The organism is Staphylococcus sp. EG-SA-15 (genome assembly GCF_017151895.1).
In the GTDB taxonomy this organism is placed as follows: Bacteria; Bacillota; Bacilli; order Staphylococcales; family Staphylococcaceae; genus Staphylococcus; species Staphylococcus aureus.
In genome coordinates, this window is record NZ_JACVZN010000004.1 from 52,272 (window position 1) to 67,786 (window position 15,515).

At 32.4% G+C, this 15,515-nt stretch carries 15 protein-coding genes and 2 pseudogenes; 14 read left to right on the top strand and 3 right to left on the bottom strand.

Annotation, left to right across the window (positions count from 1 at the left end; all coding sequences use genetic code 11):
* Window positions 1–332: 332 nt before the first annotated feature.
* From zapA to trxA, 5 genes and pseudogenes are all read left to right on the top strand, one after another.
* A pseudogene (gene zapA, locus IDG64_RS03990) lies at window positions 333–592 on the top strand (cell division protein ZapA).
* Window positions 593–599: 7 nt separating this feature from the next.
* The gene (locus IDG64_RS03995; protein ID WP_000234068.1) at window positions 600–1,121 is read left to right on the top strand and encodes a CvpA family protein; all 522 of its coding nucleotides are present in this window, start codon (window positions 600–602) and stop codon (window positions 1,119–1,121) included.
* A 72-nt stretch (window positions 1,122–1,193) separates the two neighbouring features.
* Window positions 1,194–2,906, top strand: coding sequence for a DNA polymerase/3'-5' exonuclease PolX (polX, locus tag IDG64_RS04000; RefSeq protein WP_000161950.1), 1,713 nt, complete (start codon window positions 1,194–1,196; stop codon window positions 2,904–2,906).
* Between the two features lie 9 nt (window positions 2,907–2,915).
* Window positions 2,916–5,264 carry an endonuclease MutS2 gene (locus tag IDG64_RS04005; protein ID WP_001249285.1) on the top strand — a complete coding sequence of 783 codons (2,349 nt, stop codon included), beginning with the start codon at window positions 2,916–2,918 and terminating at the stop codon, window positions 5,262–5,264.
* A 172-nt stretch (window positions 5,265–5,436) separates the two neighbouring features.
* Window positions 5,437–5,751 (top strand): thioredoxin, encoded by a 315-nt coding sequence (trxA, locus tag IDG64_RS04010; RefSeq protein ID WP_001018928.1) that lies wholly within the window; start codon window positions 5,437–5,439, stop codon window positions 5,749–5,751.
* 62 nt (window positions 5,752–5,813) lie between these two features.
* On the opposite strand, the gene IDG64_RS04015 is transcribed toward trxA, so the two are convergent.
* Entirely contained in the window at window positions 5,814–5,909 is a 96-nt protein-coding gene (locus tag IDG64_RS04015; RefSeq protein ID WP_001788625.1) for a hypothetical protein, read from the bottom strand.
* A 165-nt stretch (window positions 5,910–6,074) separates the two neighbouring features.
* Between IDG64_RS04015 and uvrC the strand changes: the two genes are divergently transcribed.
* From uvrC to IDG64_RS04060, 9 genes are all read left to right on the top strand, one after another.
* Window positions 6,075–7,856 (top strand): excinuclease ABC subunit UvrC, encoded by a 1,782-nt coding sequence (gene uvrC, locus IDG64_RS04020; RefSeq protein WP_000390524.1) that lies wholly within the window; start codon window positions 6,075–6,077, stop codon window positions 7,854–7,856.
* Window positions 7,857–8,179: 323 nt separating this feature from the next.
* The gene (locus IDG64_RS04025; RefSeq protein ID WP_000079317.1) at window positions 8,180–8,794 is read left to right on the top strand and encodes a succinate dehydrogenase cytochrome b558 subunit; all 615 of its coding nucleotides are present in this window, start codon (window positions 8,180–8,182) and stop codon (window positions 8,792–8,794) included.
* Between the two features lie 51 nt (window positions 8,795–8,845).
* On the top strand, window positions 8,846–10,612 hold the full coding sequence (gene sdhA / locus IDG64_RS04030; RefSeq protein WP_000818278.1) for a succinate dehydrogenase flavoprotein subunit: 1,767 nt from the start codon (window positions 8,846–8,848) through the stop codon (window positions 10,610–10,612).
* Window positions 10,612–11,427, top strand: coding sequence for a succinate dehydrogenase iron-sulfur subunit (gene sdhB / locus IDG64_RS04035; RefSeq protein ID WP_000139712.1), 816 nt, complete (start codon window positions 10,612–10,614; stop codon window positions 11,425–11,427). The genes sdhA and sdhB overlap by 1 nt, the downstream gene beginning before the upstream one ends.
* 240 nt (window positions 11,428–11,667) lie before the next feature.
* Window positions 11,668–12,468, top strand: a complete 801-nt coding sequence (gene racE, locus IDG64_RS04040; protein ID WP_001039661.1) for a glutamate racemase — start codon at window positions 11,668–11,670, stop codon at window positions 12,466–12,468.
* A gap of 11 nt (window positions 12,469–12,479) precedes the next feature.
* Complete coding sequence (locus IDG64_RS04045) at window positions 12,480–13,067, top strand: XTP/dITP diphosphatase (RefSeq protein WP_000659317.1); 588 nt, start codon at window positions 12,480–12,482, stop codon at window positions 13,065–13,067.
* The gene (locus tag IDG64_RS04050; protein ID WP_000049486.1) at window positions 13,060–13,563 is read left to right on the top strand and encodes a YfcE family phosphodiesterase; all 504 of its coding nucleotides are present in this window, start codon (window positions 13,060–13,062) and stop codon (window positions 13,561–13,563) included. The genes IDG64_RS04045 and IDG64_RS04050 overlap by 8 nt, the downstream gene beginning before the upstream one ends.
* A 127-nt stretch (window positions 13,564–13,690) precedes the next feature.
* Window positions 13,691–13,858, top strand: a complete 168-nt coding sequence (locus tag IDG64_RS04055) for a hypothetical protein (protein ID WP_001792648.1) — start codon at window positions 13,691–13,693, stop codon at window positions 13,856–13,858.
* Between the two features lie 193 nt (window positions 13,859–14,051).
* Complete coding sequence (locus IDG64_RS04060) at window positions 14,052–14,369, top strand: fibrinogen-binding protein (RefSeq protein ID WP_000739211.1); 318 nt, start codon at window positions 14,052–14,054, stop codon at window positions 14,367–14,369.
* Between the two features lie 317 nt (window positions 14,370–14,686).
* Here IDG64_RS04060 and IDG64_RS04065 read toward each other — a convergent pair.
* Window positions 14,687–14,779, bottom strand: a pseudogene (locus IDG64_RS04065) (hypothetical protein).
* On the bottom strand, window positions 14,739–15,140 hold the full coding sequence (locus tag IDG64_RS04070; RefSeq protein WP_000739570.1) for an FPRL1 inhibitory protein FLIPr: 402 nt from the start codon (window positions 15,138–15,140) through the stop codon (window positions 14,739–14,741). The pseudogene IDG64_RS04065 and the gene IDG64_RS04070 overlap by 41 nt, the downstream one beginning before the upstream one ends.
* Between the last annotated feature and the right edge of the window lie 375 nt (window positions 15,141–15,515).

Below are 15,515 nucleotides of genomic sequence, written 5' to 3' on the forward strand. Positions count from 1 at the left end.
ATAATCATATCATAAATGATAATAACGTCAGAAACATTTATATATGTTGTAAAGAATTAATTGCGGATACTTACAAAATACATAGTGGTCATGTATAATGTTTATGAAAATGTTATAGTGACACAATTTAAACATGATAAAGTATTGAATAGAAAATTCTTTACATTATTTCATTTCATTATAAAAAGTACATTAAGTCATCTATAGAGATTGTGTTGTTGTTTTATCATAATTGCAATATAACAATATTAGTATCAAATTCAGACAAACTATCCAGTCATATTTTATAACGTGAATTTAGATTTTAAAAAAAGGATCAGGAGAAATTATAAATGGCACAGTTTAAAAACAAGGTAAATGTATCAATTAATGATCAGCTTTTTACAATTGTTGGGGAAGATAACCCAGAGCACATACGATATGTAGCACATTTAGTTGATGATAAAATAAAAGAATTAGGGTATAAAGCAGCAGGTTTAGATACTTCAAGAAAAGCAATACTAACTGCTGTGAATATTATGCATGAAAAAGTACTACTAGAAGAAGAAAATCGACGTTTGAAACAACAAATTCACAAATTGCAGCAGCGTGAGCAATAAATGGTCATTGATTTTATCATAATCATTTTCTTTGTGTATTTTGTCATCGTTGGATTCAGACGAGGTTTTTGGTTATCTATGATACATTTGAGTGCAACGATTGTATCATTGTGGATTGCCAGTCAATTTTACAAATCTATTGTAGAAAGATTAATTGTATTTATTCCATATCCTAAAACAACAGCATTTAATACAACTTTTGCGTTTCATTTTAATCATCTACAAAATCGATTTGAAGCGATTGTAGCTTTTTTAATGATTACATTGTTTTGTAAGTTCATTTTATATCTAATTATCGTAACTTTTGATAAAATAATAGCGTATCAAAACATTCATATTTTCAGTCGTGCAATGGGAATGATAGTTGGTGTGTTTATGACGATAATTGTCTTACACTTTACGTTATATCTATTGGCATTATATCCTAACGAAGCATTACAACATCAGCTTAAAATATCTATTGTGAGTCATTCATTGATTTTTCACATCCCATATTTATCGGCTTTCACCATTAATTTATAAATTATCATAAGAGGTCAGGACAAAGGTATATATTAATGATACGTCCTGGTCTTCTTTTTATGGAGTGTTATTATGACAAAAAAAGATGTTATCAAACTATTAGAACAAATTGCTACTTATATGGAATTAAAAGGGGAAAATACTTTTAAAATATCAGCGTATCGAAAAGCAGCTCAAAGTCTTGAATTAGATGAACGACCATTAGATGAAATATCTGATGTAACGGAGTTAAAAGGCATTGGTAAAGGTGTTGCAGAAGTAATCAATGATTACCGTGAGACCGGTGAATCTCAGTATTTACAGCAATTACAGGAAGAAGTTCCGGAAGGTCTTATTCCACTTTTGAAAATTCAAGGACTTGGAAGTAAGAAAATTGCTAAGCTATATAAAGAGTTGAATATTGTTGATAAAGCGTCACTTCAAGTTGCTTGTGAAAATGGAAAAGTTAGTGAATTAAGCGGATTTGCTAAGAAAACGGAACAAAACATATTAGAAGCTGTGAAACAACTTAGTGCTAAGAAAGATAGATATCCAATTGATCAAATGAGAAGACTTAATCAAGAAATCATTGATTATATAGATACATTAAATTATATCGATCAATATTCATCTGCAGGAAGCTTCCGTCGTTTTAAAGAAATGAGCAAAGATTTAGATTTCATAATAAGTACCGATAACCCAAAAGCAGTGCAGCAGCAATTATTAAATATTCCCAATAAAGTAAAAGAAGTTGCAGTGGGGAACACAAAAGTTTCATTAGAATTAGCGTATGATGATGAAACGATTGGTGTCGATTTTCGATTAATTGAACCAAGTGCTTTTTATCATACATTGCAGCATTTTACTGGGTCAAAAGAACATAATATAAGAATTCGACAACTTGCTAAAGCACGTGATGAAAAAGTAAGTGAATATGGAATTGAACAAGCTGATGGTACATTAATTCAATATGATAGTGAAGCCAAGATATATGAACATTTTAATGTGAATTTTATACCACCTGCTATGCGAGAAGATGGTAGCGAATTTGATAAAGATCTAAGTAATATCATTACATTAGATGATATTAATGGTGATATTCATATGCATACAACGTATAGTGATGGTGCGTTTTCTATTCGAGACATGGTAGAAGCAAATATCGCAAAAGGTTATAAATTCATGGTAATTACTGATCATTCACAAAGTTTACGTGTTGCTAATGGCTTACAAGTGGAAAGACTTTTAAGACAAAATGAAGAAATTAAGGTTTTAGATAAAGAATATAGTGAAATTGATATTTATTCAGGTACAGAAATGGATATATTACCTGATGGCTCGCTGGATTATGATGATGAAATTTTAGCACAACTTGATTATGTAATTGGAGCTATTCATCAAAGCTTTAACCAATCAGAAGAACAAATTATGGAACGATTAGCTAATGCATGTCGCAATCCATACGTGCGACATATAGCGCATCCAACAGGGCGTATTATAGGTAGAAGAGATGGTTATAAACCGAATATTGAACAATTAATGGCATTAGCTGAAGAAACGAATACAGTATTAGAAATTAATGCCAATCCACATCGACTGGATCTGAACGCTGATATCGTTCGTAAATATCCAAATGTGAAATTAACTATTAACACTGATGCGCATCATACAAATCATTTAGATTTTATGAATTATGGCGTAGCAACTGCGCAAAAAGGATTTGTAACAAAAGATAGAGTGATTAACGCATTATCGCGTGAAGCTTTTAAAGACTTTATTGAAAATAATATAAAACTTAAGAAATAGAGGGATTTTATGAGACAAAAAACATTAGACGTCTTAGAATTCGAAAAAATAAAATCACTCGTTGCCAATGAAACTATTAGTGACTTAGGCTTGGAAAAGGTCAATCAAATGATGCCAGCTACTAATTTTGAAACGGTTGTTTTTCAAATGGAAGAAACGGATGAGATTGCTCAAATCTATAATAAGCATCGTTTACCAAGCTTGAGTGGCTTATCTAAAGTATCAGCATTCATTCATCGCGCTGATATTGGCGGCGTTTTAAATGTATCAGAGCTTAACTTGATAAAAAGATTAATTCAAGTACAAAATCAATTCAAGACATTTTATAATCAATTGGTTGAAGAAGATGAAGGTGTTAAATACCCAATATTAGATGACAAGATGAATCAATTACCTGTGTTAACTGATCTTTTTCAACAAATAAATGAAACATGCGATACGTATGATTTATATGATAATGCGAGTTATGAATTGCAAGGGATTAGAAGTAAAATTTCTAGCACGAATCAACGTATTAGACAAAATTTGGACCGTATTGTTAAAAGCCAAGCAAATCAGAAAAAATTATCAGATGCTATTGTAACAGTTAGGAATGAAAGAAACGTTATACCTGTCAAAGCTGAATATCGACAAGATTTTAATGGGATTGTACATGATCAATCTGCTTCAGGACAAACATTGTATATTGAGCCATCATCAGTTGTTGAAATGAATAATCAAATTAGTCGATTACGTCATGACGAAGCAATTGAAAAAGAACGCATTTTAACGCAACTAACTGGTTATGTGGCTGCGGACAAAGATGCACTACTTGTGGCAGAACAAGTCATGGGTCAGTTAGATTTTTTAATCGCAAAAGCGAGATATAGTAGAAGTATTAAAGGAACAAAGCCGATATTTAAAGAGGACCGTACTGTATATTTACCTAAAGCATACCATCCATTATTAAATCGTGAGACTGTTGTAGCTAATACCATCGAATTTATGGAAGATATTGAAACGGTAATTATTACAGGACCGAATACAGGTGGTAAAACTGTAACATTAAAAACATTAGGTTTAATTATTGTTATGGCTCAATCAGGATTGTTGATTCCCACACTTGATGGTAGTCAGTTAAGTGTATTTAAAAATGTATATTGCGATATCGGAGATGAACAATCAATAGAACAATCATTATCAACTTTTTCATCTCATATGACGAATATAGTTGAAATTTTAAAGCATGCAGACAAACATAGTTTAGTTTTATTTGATGAATTAGGTGCAGGTACAGATCCGAGTGAAGGTGCTGCATTAGCAATGAGCATTTTAGATCATGTTAGAAAAATTGGTTCTCTAGTAATGGCAACGACGCACTATCCTGAACTTAAAGCATATAGTTATAATCGAGAAGGCGTTATGAATGCGAGTGTAGAATTTGATGTAGATACTTTGAGTCCAACGTATAAGTTATTAATGGGTGTGCCGGGTCGTTCAAATGCTTTTGACATTTCTAAAAAGTTAGGTCTTAGTTTGAATATTATTAATAAGGCTAAGACGATGATTGGTACTGATGAAAAAGAAATAAATGAAATGATTGAATCATTAGAGCGTAATTACAAACGTGTAGAGACACAGAGGTTAGAACTGGACCGTCTTGTAAAAGAAGCGGAGCAAGTGCATGATGATTTATCTAAGCAGTATCAACAATTCCAAAATTATGAAAAGTCTCTAATAGAGGAAGCGAAAGAAAAAGCAAATCAGAAGATTAAGGCTGCAACAAAAGAAGCTGACGATATTATTAAAGACTTAAGACAATTGCGTGAACAAAAAGGTGCAGATGTTAAAGAACATGAATTGATTGATAAGAAGAAACGATTAGATGATCATTATGAAGCGAAATCTATAAAGCAAAATGTACAAAAGCAAAAATACGATAAAATTGTTGCTGGTGATGAAGTAAAAGTATTATCTTACGGTCAAAAGGGTGAAGTTTTAGAAATTGTCAATGATGAAGAAGCAATTGTTCAAATGGGAATTATTAAAATGAAGTTACCTATTGAAGATTTAGAGAAAAAACAAAAAGAAAAAGTTAAGCCAACGAAAATGGTTACACGTCAAAATCGTCAAACAATTAAAACTGAACTTGACTTACGAGGCTATCGTTATGAGGATGCTTTAATTGAACTAGATCAATATTTAGATCAAGCCGTTTTAAGTAATTACGAACAAGTTTATATCATTCATGGTAAAGGTACAGGTGCACTTCAAAAAGGTGTACAACAACATTTGAAAAAGCATAAAAGTGTTAGTGACTTTAGAGGTGGTATGCCAAGCGAAGGTGGATTTGGCGTTACCGTTGCAACACTAAAATAAATTATAATTTGATAAATTAAATAGCTGCAGTTAAAATAATGTAAAGCAACAAGAATACATTTCAAACATGTTATTTGAAATAAGCATAAAAATTGAGCAAATAGAAATACATGAAGCATGTTATCTGATATAATTTGAACATCATAATAATAATTAAGGAGGATTGGCATTTATGGCAATCGTAAAAGTAACAGATGCAGATTTTGATTCAAAAGTAGAATCTGGTGTACAACTAGTAGATTTTTGGGCAACATGGTGTGGTCCATGTAAAATGATCGCTCCGGTATTAGAAGAATTAGCAGCTGACTATGAAGGTAAAGCTGACATTTTAAAATTAGATGTTGATGAAAATCCATCAACTGCAGCTAAATATGAAGTGATGAGTATTCCAACATTAATCGTCTTTAAAGACGGTCAACCAGTTGATAAAGTTGTTGGCTTCCAACCAAAAGAAAACTTAGCTGAAGTTTTAGATAAACATTTATAAGTTACAACCAATGACGACTGGGGCATTTCTTTAATGAATTGCTCCAGTTTTTGTTTGTGTTTTTAATATAAAAAGTTGAATGATAAGTCATCATATTGTTTACGACTTGAGAATGGTGGGATTAATAAATCTATGAACGTTAAATGATAATCTAGCATGCTGATAGATTTGTAGCAGTTGGTTTGATAAAACCATGTTCAATATTACATGATGTGCATGAAAAGTCATACTCGAAGATGTTGATTATTAACTAGAATTAGTGGTGATAAATTTGAAGCACTTTTGTAGCATCATTCATTTTAAAATTAGAAGGGGGGATATTTTTGGAAGACTATAAGCAACGAATTAAAAATAAATTAAATGTCGTACCTATGGAACCAGGCTGCTATTTAATGAAAGATCGTAATGATCAAGTGATATATGTTGGCAAAGCTAAAAAGCTAAGAAATCGATTGAGATCATATTTTACGGGTGCTCATGATGCTAAAACAACGAGACTGGTTGGTGAAATACGTCGTTTTGAGTTTATTGTCACGTCAAGTGAAACAGAGTCACTTTTACTGGAATTGAATCTGATAAAACAATATCAACCAAGATATAATATATTATTAAAGGATGATAAAAGTTATCCATTTATTAAAATTACGAAGGAGAAATATCCTAGACTACTAGTGACGAGAACTGTAAAACAAGGTACTGGCAAATATTTCGGACCGTATCCGAATGCATATTCTGCTCAAGAAACTAAAAAGTTATTAGACAGAATATATCCATATCGCAAATGTGATAAGATGCCAGATAAATTATGTCTTTATTACCATATTGGACAATGTTTAGGACCATGTGTATATGACGTTGATTTGAGTAAATACGCACAAATGACGAAGGAAATTACTGATTTTCTGAATGGGGAAGACAAAACAATTTTAAAAAGTTTAGAAGAGCGAATGTTAACTGCAAGTGAATCACTTGATTTTGAACGGGCTAAAGAATATAGAGATTTAATTCAACATATTCAAAATCTGACAAACAAACAAAAAATTATGTCATCAGATAAAACGATTCGTGATGTCTTTGGTTATTGTGTTGATAAAGGATGGATGTGTATCCAAGTTTTCTTTATACGACAAGGTAATATGATAAAGCGAGATACAACGATGATTCCATTACAGCAAACAGAAGAAGAAGAATTTTATACATTTATTGGACAATTTTATAGCTTAAACCAACATATTTTACCTAAGGAAGTTCATGTACCACGTAATTTGGATAAAGAAATGATTCAATCTGTTGTGGACACTAAAATCGTTCAACCCGCGCGAGGTCCCAAAAAAGATATGGTTGACCTAGCTGCACATAACGCTAAAGTATCCTTAAATAATAAATTTGAATTAATATCACGTGATGAGTCAAGAACGATTAAAGCTATTGAAGAACTTGGAACACAAATGGGAATTCAAACACCAATTAGAATTGAAGCATTCGATAATTCTAATATTCAAGGTGTGGATCCAGTGTCAGCAATGGTTACATTTGTCGACGGTAAACCAGATAAGAAAAATTATAGAAAGTATAAAATCAAAACGGTTAAAGGTCCAGATGATTACAAATCAATGAGAGAAGTAGTAAGACGACGATATTCTCGCGTTTTAAACGAAGGATTACCATTACCTGATTTAATAATAGTCGATGGTGGTAAAGGACATATGAACGGGGTTATTGATGTGCTACAAAACGAATTAGGTCTTGATATCCCTGTTGCAGGTTTGCAGAAAAATGATAAACACCAAACATCTGAATTATTATATGGCGCTAGTGCAGAAATTGTACCACTGAAGAAAAATAGCCAGGCATTTTATTTGTTGCATCGTATCCAAGATGAGGTTCACAGATTCGCAATCACATTTCATAGACAAACACGTCAAAAGACAGGCTTGAAATCAATACTTGATGATATAGATGGTATCGGTAACAAACGTAAAACATTATTATTGCGTTCATTCGGTTCAATCAAGAAAATGAAGGAAGCTACACTTGAAGATTTTAAAAATATAGGTATTCCTGAAAACGTCGCAAAGAACCTACATGAACAATTGCATAAATAAATTACTGGGCGTGAGAATCATTCTCATGCCCCAAAATATATGAAATAATGTTACAATATGGTTAACAAAGTTATTTTTTTGAATGTACGTGGAAGCGTTTTCTAAATGAGAAAGTTTATCATCACAAGCAATTTTAAATATCGAATCCAAATGTTACATTGTTCGACATGCAGTTTGGTGATCGTACAGTGTGTATTTGTCTTTAAAATGTTTCGCTTAATGATAATGACAACGCTAGAAACGATATCACTTTAGGGGGTTAAGCGTACGTTTAATATAAATAGCTCAATAAATTAAATATTCGTTCACAGGGGGGACTCCTTTTGGCTCAATCAAAAAATGAATTTTATCTAAGACGTATTCACTCGTTATTAGGTATTATCCCAATAGGTGCATTTTTGGTCGTTCATTTATTAGTGAATCACCAAGCAACACAAGGTGCTGAAGCGTTTAATAAGGCATCTAACTTTATGGAATCATTACCATTTCTAATTATTGTAGAATTTTTATTTATATACATTCCGTTGTTATATCACGGTTTGTTTGGTATACACATTGCATTTACAGCAAAAGAAAATGTTGGACATTACTCGATTTTTAGAAACTGGATGTTCTTCTTCCAAAGAGTGAGTGGTATCTTAACATTTATCTTTATTGGTATCCATTTATGGCAAACACGTTTACAAAAAGCATTTTACGGCAAAGAAGTGAATTACGATTTAATGCACGAAACATTGCAACATCCTGGATGGGCAATATTTTATATTATTTGTATTATTGCTGTTGTGTTCCACTTTGCAAATGGCTTATGGTCATTCTTAGTTACTTGGGGTGGACTTCAATCTCCAAAATCACAACGAGTATTTACATGGGTTTCATTAATCGTATTTTTAGTTATTTCGTATATTGGTGTTACTGCAATTATTGCCTTTATGTAATACATCGCATTTAACAAATATAGATTGAAAATTTAGGGGAGTGAAATTTTTATGGCAGAGAAACATCTTATTGTTGTCGGAGGTGGCCTAGCGGGCTTAATGTCAACAATTAAAGCGGCAGAAAAAGGTGCACATGTAGATTTGTTCTCAGTTGTACCAGTAAAGCGTTCGCACTCTGTTTGTGCCCAAGGTGGCATTAATGGTGCGGTCAATACTAAAGGGGAAGGCGATTCTCCTTGGATTCACTTTGATGATACAGTGTATGGTGGCGACTTCCTTGCAAACCAACCACCTGTTAAAGCGATGACAGAGGCAGCACCTAAAATTATTCATTTATTAGACCGTATGGGCGTAATGTTCAATAGAACAAATGAAGGTCTATTAGATTTTAGACGTTTCGGTGGTACATTACACCACAGAACAGCATATGCAGGGGCAACAACTGGACAACAATTATTATATGCATTGGATGAACAGGTTCGTGCATATGAAGTAGATGGATTAGTTACGAAGTATGAAGGATGGGAATTCCTTGGCATAGTTAAAGGTGACGATGATAGTGCAAGAGGTATCGTTGCACAAAATATGACAACTGCTGAGATTGAAACATTTGGTTCAGATGCAGTTATTATGGCAACGGGTGGCCCTGGTATTATTTTCGGTAAAACAACAAACTCAATGATTAATACAGGATCAGCGGCTTCCATTGTTTACCAACAAGGCGCTATTTATGCTAATGGTGAGTTCATTCAAATTCATCCTACTGCAATCCCTGGTGATGATAAACTGCGACTAATGAGTGAATCAGCACGTGGTGAAGGTGGACGAATTTGGACATATAAAGATGGTAAGCCTTGGTACTTCTTAGAAGAGAAATATCCTGATTATGGTAACTTAGTACCTCGTGATATCGCAACGCGTGAAATTTTCGATGTATGTATTAACCAAAAATTAGGTATAAATGGCGAAAACATGGTATATCTTGATTTGTCACATAAAGATCCACATGAGTTAGATGTAAAACTAGGTGGTATCATTGAGATTTATGAAAAATTCACTGGTGATGACCCACGCAAAGTACCAATGAAGATTTTCCCAGCTGTTCACTATTCAATGGGTGGTCTATATGTAGATTATGATCAAATGACAAATATTAAAGGGTTATTTGCAGCTGGAGAATGTGACTTCTCTCAACATGGTGGTAACCGCTTAGGTGCCAATTCATTGTTATCAGCGATTTATGGTGGTACAGTAGCAGGTCCAAACGCGATTGATTATATTTCAAATATTGATCGATCATATACTGATATGGACGAAAGTATTTTTGAAAAGCGTAAAGCTGAAGAGCAAGAACGTTTTGATAAATTATTAGCTATGCGCGGTACAGAAAATGCCTATAAATTACACCGTGAACTTGGTGAAATTATGACAGCAAATGTAACTGTTGTTCGTGAAAATGAAAAACTGTTAGAAACAGATAAAAAGATTGTTGAATTGATGAAACGTTATGAAGATATTGATATGGAAGATACTCAAACTTGGAGTAACCAAGCGGTATTCTTTACTCGTCAATTATGGAACATGTTAGTACTTGCACGTGTTATTACGATTGGTGCATATAACCGTAACGAATCACGCGGTGCCCATTATAAACCAGAATTCCCAGAGCGTAATGATGAAGAGTGGTTAAAAACGACAATGGCCTCATTCCAAGGCGCATTTGAAAAACCACAGTTTACTTATGATGACGTCGATGTGAGTTTAATACCACCTCGTAAACGTGATTACACAAGTAAGTCTAAAGGGGGTAAAAAATAATGACTGAACAATCAGTGAAAAACACTCCACAACATGAAACACAATCTAAACCGAAACAAAAAACAGTAAAATTAATTATTAAACGACAAGATACAAGTGATTCTAAGCCTTATGAAGAAACATTTGAAATTCCATATCGTGAAAATTTAAACGTCATTGCTTGTTTAATGGAAATTAGACGTAACCCAGTTAATATTAAAGGTGAAAAAACAACACCTGTTGTCTGGGATATGAACTGCTTAGAAGAAGTATGTGGAGCATGTTCTATGGTTATCAATGGTCGTGCAAGACAATCTTGTTCTGCGATTGTTGATCAATTAGAACAACCTATTCGTTTAGAGCCAATGAATACTTTCCCAGTTATCCGTGACTTACAAGTTGATCGTTCTAGAATGTTCGATAACTTAAAACGTATGAAAGCATGGATCCCAATTGATGGAACGTATGATTTAGGTCCGGGACCACGTATGCCAGAGAAAAAACGTCAAACAGCTTATGAATTATCTAAATGTATGACATGTGGTGTATGTTTAGAGGTTTGTCCTAATGTTACTGAAAATAATAAATTCGTTGGTGCGCAAGCAATCTCGCAAGTTCGTTTGTTTAATTTGCACCCAACAGGATCTATGACTAAAGATGAACGTTTAAATGCATTAATGGGTACTGGTGGCTTACAGCAGTGTGGAAATTCACAAAACTGTGTTAATGCTTGCCCTAAAGGTATTCCATTAACAACATCCATTGCAGCAATGAACAGAGAAACAACATTCCACATGTTTAAATCATTCTTTGGTTCAGACCATGAAGTAGAATAAAAATTAATCCCTTTTGAGTTAAAATGTTATGTTCCTTTCAAAATTAAATTGAATGGAGATACACAATAACTTGGAAGGGATTTTTTTAATAAGCAGATTACATGACAATATGATAGTGGGCTGATTTAAAATAAATATTATATTATAATGACAAAAATGGTAAACACAGTGCATAATACTAAAATCCAATGCTTAGTTATGATAAACTAAAAATTAAATTAAAAGTAAGGATGACCGAATATGAATAAACCAATAGGTGTAATAGACTCTGGTGTCGGAGGTTTGACAGTAGCTAAAGAAATTATGCGTCAGTTGCCAAATGAGACGATTTATTACTTAGGTGATATTGGGCGATGCCCATATGGGCCAAGACCAGGAGAACAAGTAAAACAATATACAGTTGAAATCGCTCGTAAATTAATGGAATTTGATATAAAAATGCTCGTGATTGCTTGTAATACAGCAACTGCTGTAGCTTTAGAATATTTACAAAAGACCTTATCAATCCCAGTGATTGGCGTAATTGAACCAGGTGCTAGAACAGCAATAATGACTACTAGAAATCAAAATGTATTAGTACTAGGAACGGAAGGCACAATTAAATCTGAAGCATATCGTACGCATATTAAACGTATCAATCCACATGTAGAGGTACATGGCGTTGCCTGTCCAGGTTTTGTGCCACTTGTAGAACAAATGAGATATAGTGATCCAACAATTACAAGCATTGTCATTCATCAAACACTGAAACGTTGGCGTAATAGTGAGTCTGATACTGTCATTTTAGGATGTACCCACTATCCATTGCTCTATAAACCTATCTATGATTATTTTGGTGGTAAAAAGACAGTGATTTCGTCTGGATTAGAAACGGCTCGTGAAGTTAGTGCATTGCTAACATTTAGTAATGAACATGCAAGTTATACTGAAAATCCAGATCATCGATTTTTTGCAACAGGTGATCCTATTCACATTACTAACATTATCAAAGAGTGGTTAAATTTATCTGTCAATGTGGAACGTATATCAGTGAATGACTAGGAGGATTTTTAATGAAAGAGATTGTTATTGCATCGAATAATCAAGGGAAAATAAATGACTTTAAAGTAATATTTCCAGATTACCACGTAATAGGTATTTCAGAACTAATACCAGATTTTGATGTGGAAGAAACAGGATCAACATTTGAAGAAAATGCTATATTAAAATCAGAAGCTGCTGCAAAAGCATTGAATAAAACGGTCATAGCTGATGACAGTGGACTAGAAGTTTTTGCATTAAATGGTGAGCCAGGTATATACTCTGCACGTTATGCTGGTGAAAATAAAAGCGATGAAGCAAATATTGAAAAATTATTAAATAAGCTTGGTAATACAACTGATCGTCGTGCGCAATTTGTTTGTGTCATAAGTATGAGTGGCCCTGATATGGAAACAAAAGTATTTAAAGGTACTGTTTCAGGTGAAATTGCAGATGGAAAATATGGCGAAAATGGTTTCGGATATGATCCGATATTTTATGTACCGAAATTAGATAAAACCATGGCTCAACTTTCAAAAGAACAAAAAGGGCAAATTAGTCATAGACGAAATGCGATTAATTTACTTCAAGCTTTTCTTGAAGGTGATAAAAATGTCTAAATGGATCATTGTGAGTGATAACCATACAGAATCAGGCGTTTTATATCAAATTTATGAAATGCACCCAGATGCAGATGTATATTTACATTTAGGAGATTCAGAATTCGCGTATGATGATACGGAACTTAGCTTATTTAATAGAGTAAAAGGCAATTGTGATTTTTACCCAGAATTTGAAAATGAAGCGGTCGCAAAATATAATGACGTGAAAGCATTTTATACTCATGGACATTTATATCAAGTCAATCGAACAAGAGATTTATTAGCTGAAAAAGGACTTGAATTAGGTTGTATGTTTGCATTTTATGGACATACACATGTGGCAAAATATGAGTATATTAATGGTGTTCATGTTATTAACCCTGGAAGTATATCTCAATCTAGAAGTTCAATGGAAGAAACATATGCTGAAGTTATTATTGATGATCAAACTTTACATGGCACCATCAATTTCAAAAATCGACATCACGAAACAATCAGTCATACTACTTTTTAAATAGAAGTAGCTATGGCTTTTTTTAGTTTATAGACTGATTTAACTAGGAGGTCGTGTCATGAATGTTTGTTTAAAAGTATTTCTGACAATTTTATAAGATAATTGGAATGAATAACACATTTATGTTATGAAAAGAATTGTAATTTTAGAGAATGTGATTGTTGATGACCCTATATGGTTGAATCATGTTGATTATTTGGTTAAAAGTGTATTATTAAAAAGTATAAAATTAAGATTCCAAGAAGTCAGGAAATTTGAAATTTTAGTTAAAATCATGATTCGTATACATATTTAAAAGGATTTCTAAAGTCATAAATTATATCAATAATTTGATGGTTAAAATATGGAGTAGCAAAATTCTTGGAATTCAGAAATGTAGTGACACAAATATTAATGTTTAGTTAATAAATAGTTAATGTAGTTTTTTGTATCTGTCTATTATTATAAATATATACAAAATAAATATTTGAGGATAGGTGTTATTAATTATGAAAAAGAATTTTATTGGGAAATCAATTTTAAGCATAGCTGCTATTAGTTTAACGGTATCAACGTTTGCCGGTGAATCTCATGCACAAACTAAGGTTGAAAAATATAACGAGTATCAAACAAACTTTAAAAAACAAGTAAATAAAAAAGTTATGGACGCACAAAAAGCTGTAAACTTGTTCAAACGTACAAGAACTGTTGCAACACACCGTAAAGCACAAAGAGCTGTTAATTTAATTCATTTCCAACACAGCTATGAAAAGAAAAAATTACAAAGACAAATCGATCTAGTTTTAAAATATAATACTTTAAAATAATTGATAGAAGCCATGCTATAGAGTGTGGCTTTTTGCTATATTCAAAGGTATAATTAGTTTATAATATTGTGTTCATTTGAATGGTGAGATTATTAGAATAAATAATATAAATAATTACTTAAAAGTGAATGCAATAGTTGTTTATGTTTTGAACAAGCGAGGTGGCTATTGTGAAAAGGAAATCGAATGTATTAACAATCATAAAAATTGTAACGGATATAGTGGCAACCGTGTTAATCATACGTGCTTTATTAAACAGTCGTAAAGATGCTAAATAAATTAGAAGTTACTTAAAATAAAAAAAGCACGCCAAAACGTTAGCATTGTTTTCTAACGTTTGGCGTACAACTATTTAATTCAGTATGTTAATTAATCCCAATAAATCGAGTCAATTTCACCGTTTTTAACAACTTTAATATTTTTTCTGTTCTCTTCTAAAGGACGAGTTAAGTCAAAAGTATAGTAATCTCTAGGACCACCATCTTTAATTCTGACAACTGCTTTCTTCACATCACCTTGGCTTAATTTTTTAACAATAAGGTACAGATCATTAACAGTTTCAGCTTTGTAAGGAGTTAGATTTTTATCAGACTCTTTCATTAACTTATCAATACGTTCATCGTCCTTTTTAGCTTGATCTGCTAAATTTTTTGCGATTTCTAAACCTTTCCATTCATAACTAAAGAAAGCTTTAGCATCATTAGTTTGAGTTGAAAGACCTGCAGCGATTACTGTAGATGCGATAATAGTTTTTGTGATATTTTTTTTCATAATAAGTTCTCCCTGTAAAATAGATTTGTACTTACTAATGCGAGTACACTGTTATTTTACAAACGGTTTCATGCATTTACCAGTTAACACTTCATTAATTAAAATTAAGTGCAAATTAATAAGGTTTAATGCAATCGAAAAAGAATAAATATGAATTTGATGTTATTATTTTCATTTGAGGTATTATTGGATTTGTTGATAGTATAATAATAGTAGTAAACGTTACTCAACTATGATTGGATAATTTTTATTGTTAAAACGATATATATTTCTTTGTATTTTGTTTGCTATGATGGATAGACAAACACTCCAAATTGTTATACATATAGCTGTTTTGATATATATTTTTTATAAAACAAAGAAATGATTCATAGT

What these genes read in the sequence shown, in the direction of transcription:
- IDG64_RS04060 (WP_000739211.1), top strand. Translation starts at nt 14,052, where the DNA reads ATGAAAAAGAATTTTATTGGGAAATCAATTTTAAGCATAGCTGCTATT.
- IDG64_RS04050 (WP_000049486.1), top strand. Translation starts at nt 13,060, where the DNA reads ATGTCTAAATGGATCATTGTGAGTGATAACCATACAGAATCAGGCGTT.
- trxA (WP_001018928.1), top strand. Translation starts at nt 5,437, where the DNA reads ATGGCAATCGTAAAAGTAACAGATGCAGATTTTGATTCAAAAGTAGAA.
- sdhA (WP_000818278.1), top strand. Translation starts at nt 8,846, where the DNA reads ATGGCAGAGAAACATCTTATTGTTGTCGGAGGTGGCCTAGCGGGCTTA.
- polX (WP_000161950.1), top strand. Translation starts at nt 1,194, where the DNA reads ATGACAAAAAAAGATGTTATCAAACTATTAGAACAAATTGCTACTTAT.
- IDG64_RS03995 (WP_000234068.1), top strand. Translation starts at nt 600, where the DNA reads ATGGTCATTGATTTTATCATAATCATTTTCTTTGTGTATTTTGTCATC.
- IDG64_RS04005 (WP_001249285.1), top strand. Translation starts at nt 2,916, where the DNA reads ATGAGACAAAAAACATTAGACGTCTTAGAATTCGAAAAAATAAAATCA.
- racE (WP_001039661.1), top strand. Translation starts at nt 11,668, where the DNA reads ATGAATAAACCAATAGGTGTAATAGACTCTGGTGTCGGAGGTTTGACA.
- IDG64_RS04070 (WP_000739570.1), bottom strand. Translation starts at nt 15,140, where the DNA reads ATGAAAAAAAATATCACAAAAACTATTATCGCATCTACAGTAATCGCT.
- IDG64_RS04015 (WP_001788625.1), bottom strand. Translation starts at nt 5,909, where the DNA reads ATGCTAGATTATCATTTAACGTTCATAGATTTATTAATCCCACCATTC.
- IDG64_RS04055 (WP_001792648.1), top strand. Translation starts at nt 13,691, where the DNA reads ATGAAAAGAATTGTAATTTTAGAGAATGTGATTGTTGATGACCCTATA.
- sdhB (WP_000139712.1), top strand. Translation starts at nt 10,612, where the DNA reads ATGACTGAACAATCAGTGAAAAACACTCCACAACATGAAACACAATCT.
- IDG64_RS04045 (WP_000659317.1), top strand. Translation starts at nt 12,480, where the DNA reads ATGAAAGAGATTGTTATTGCATCGAATAATCAAGGGAAAATAAATGAC.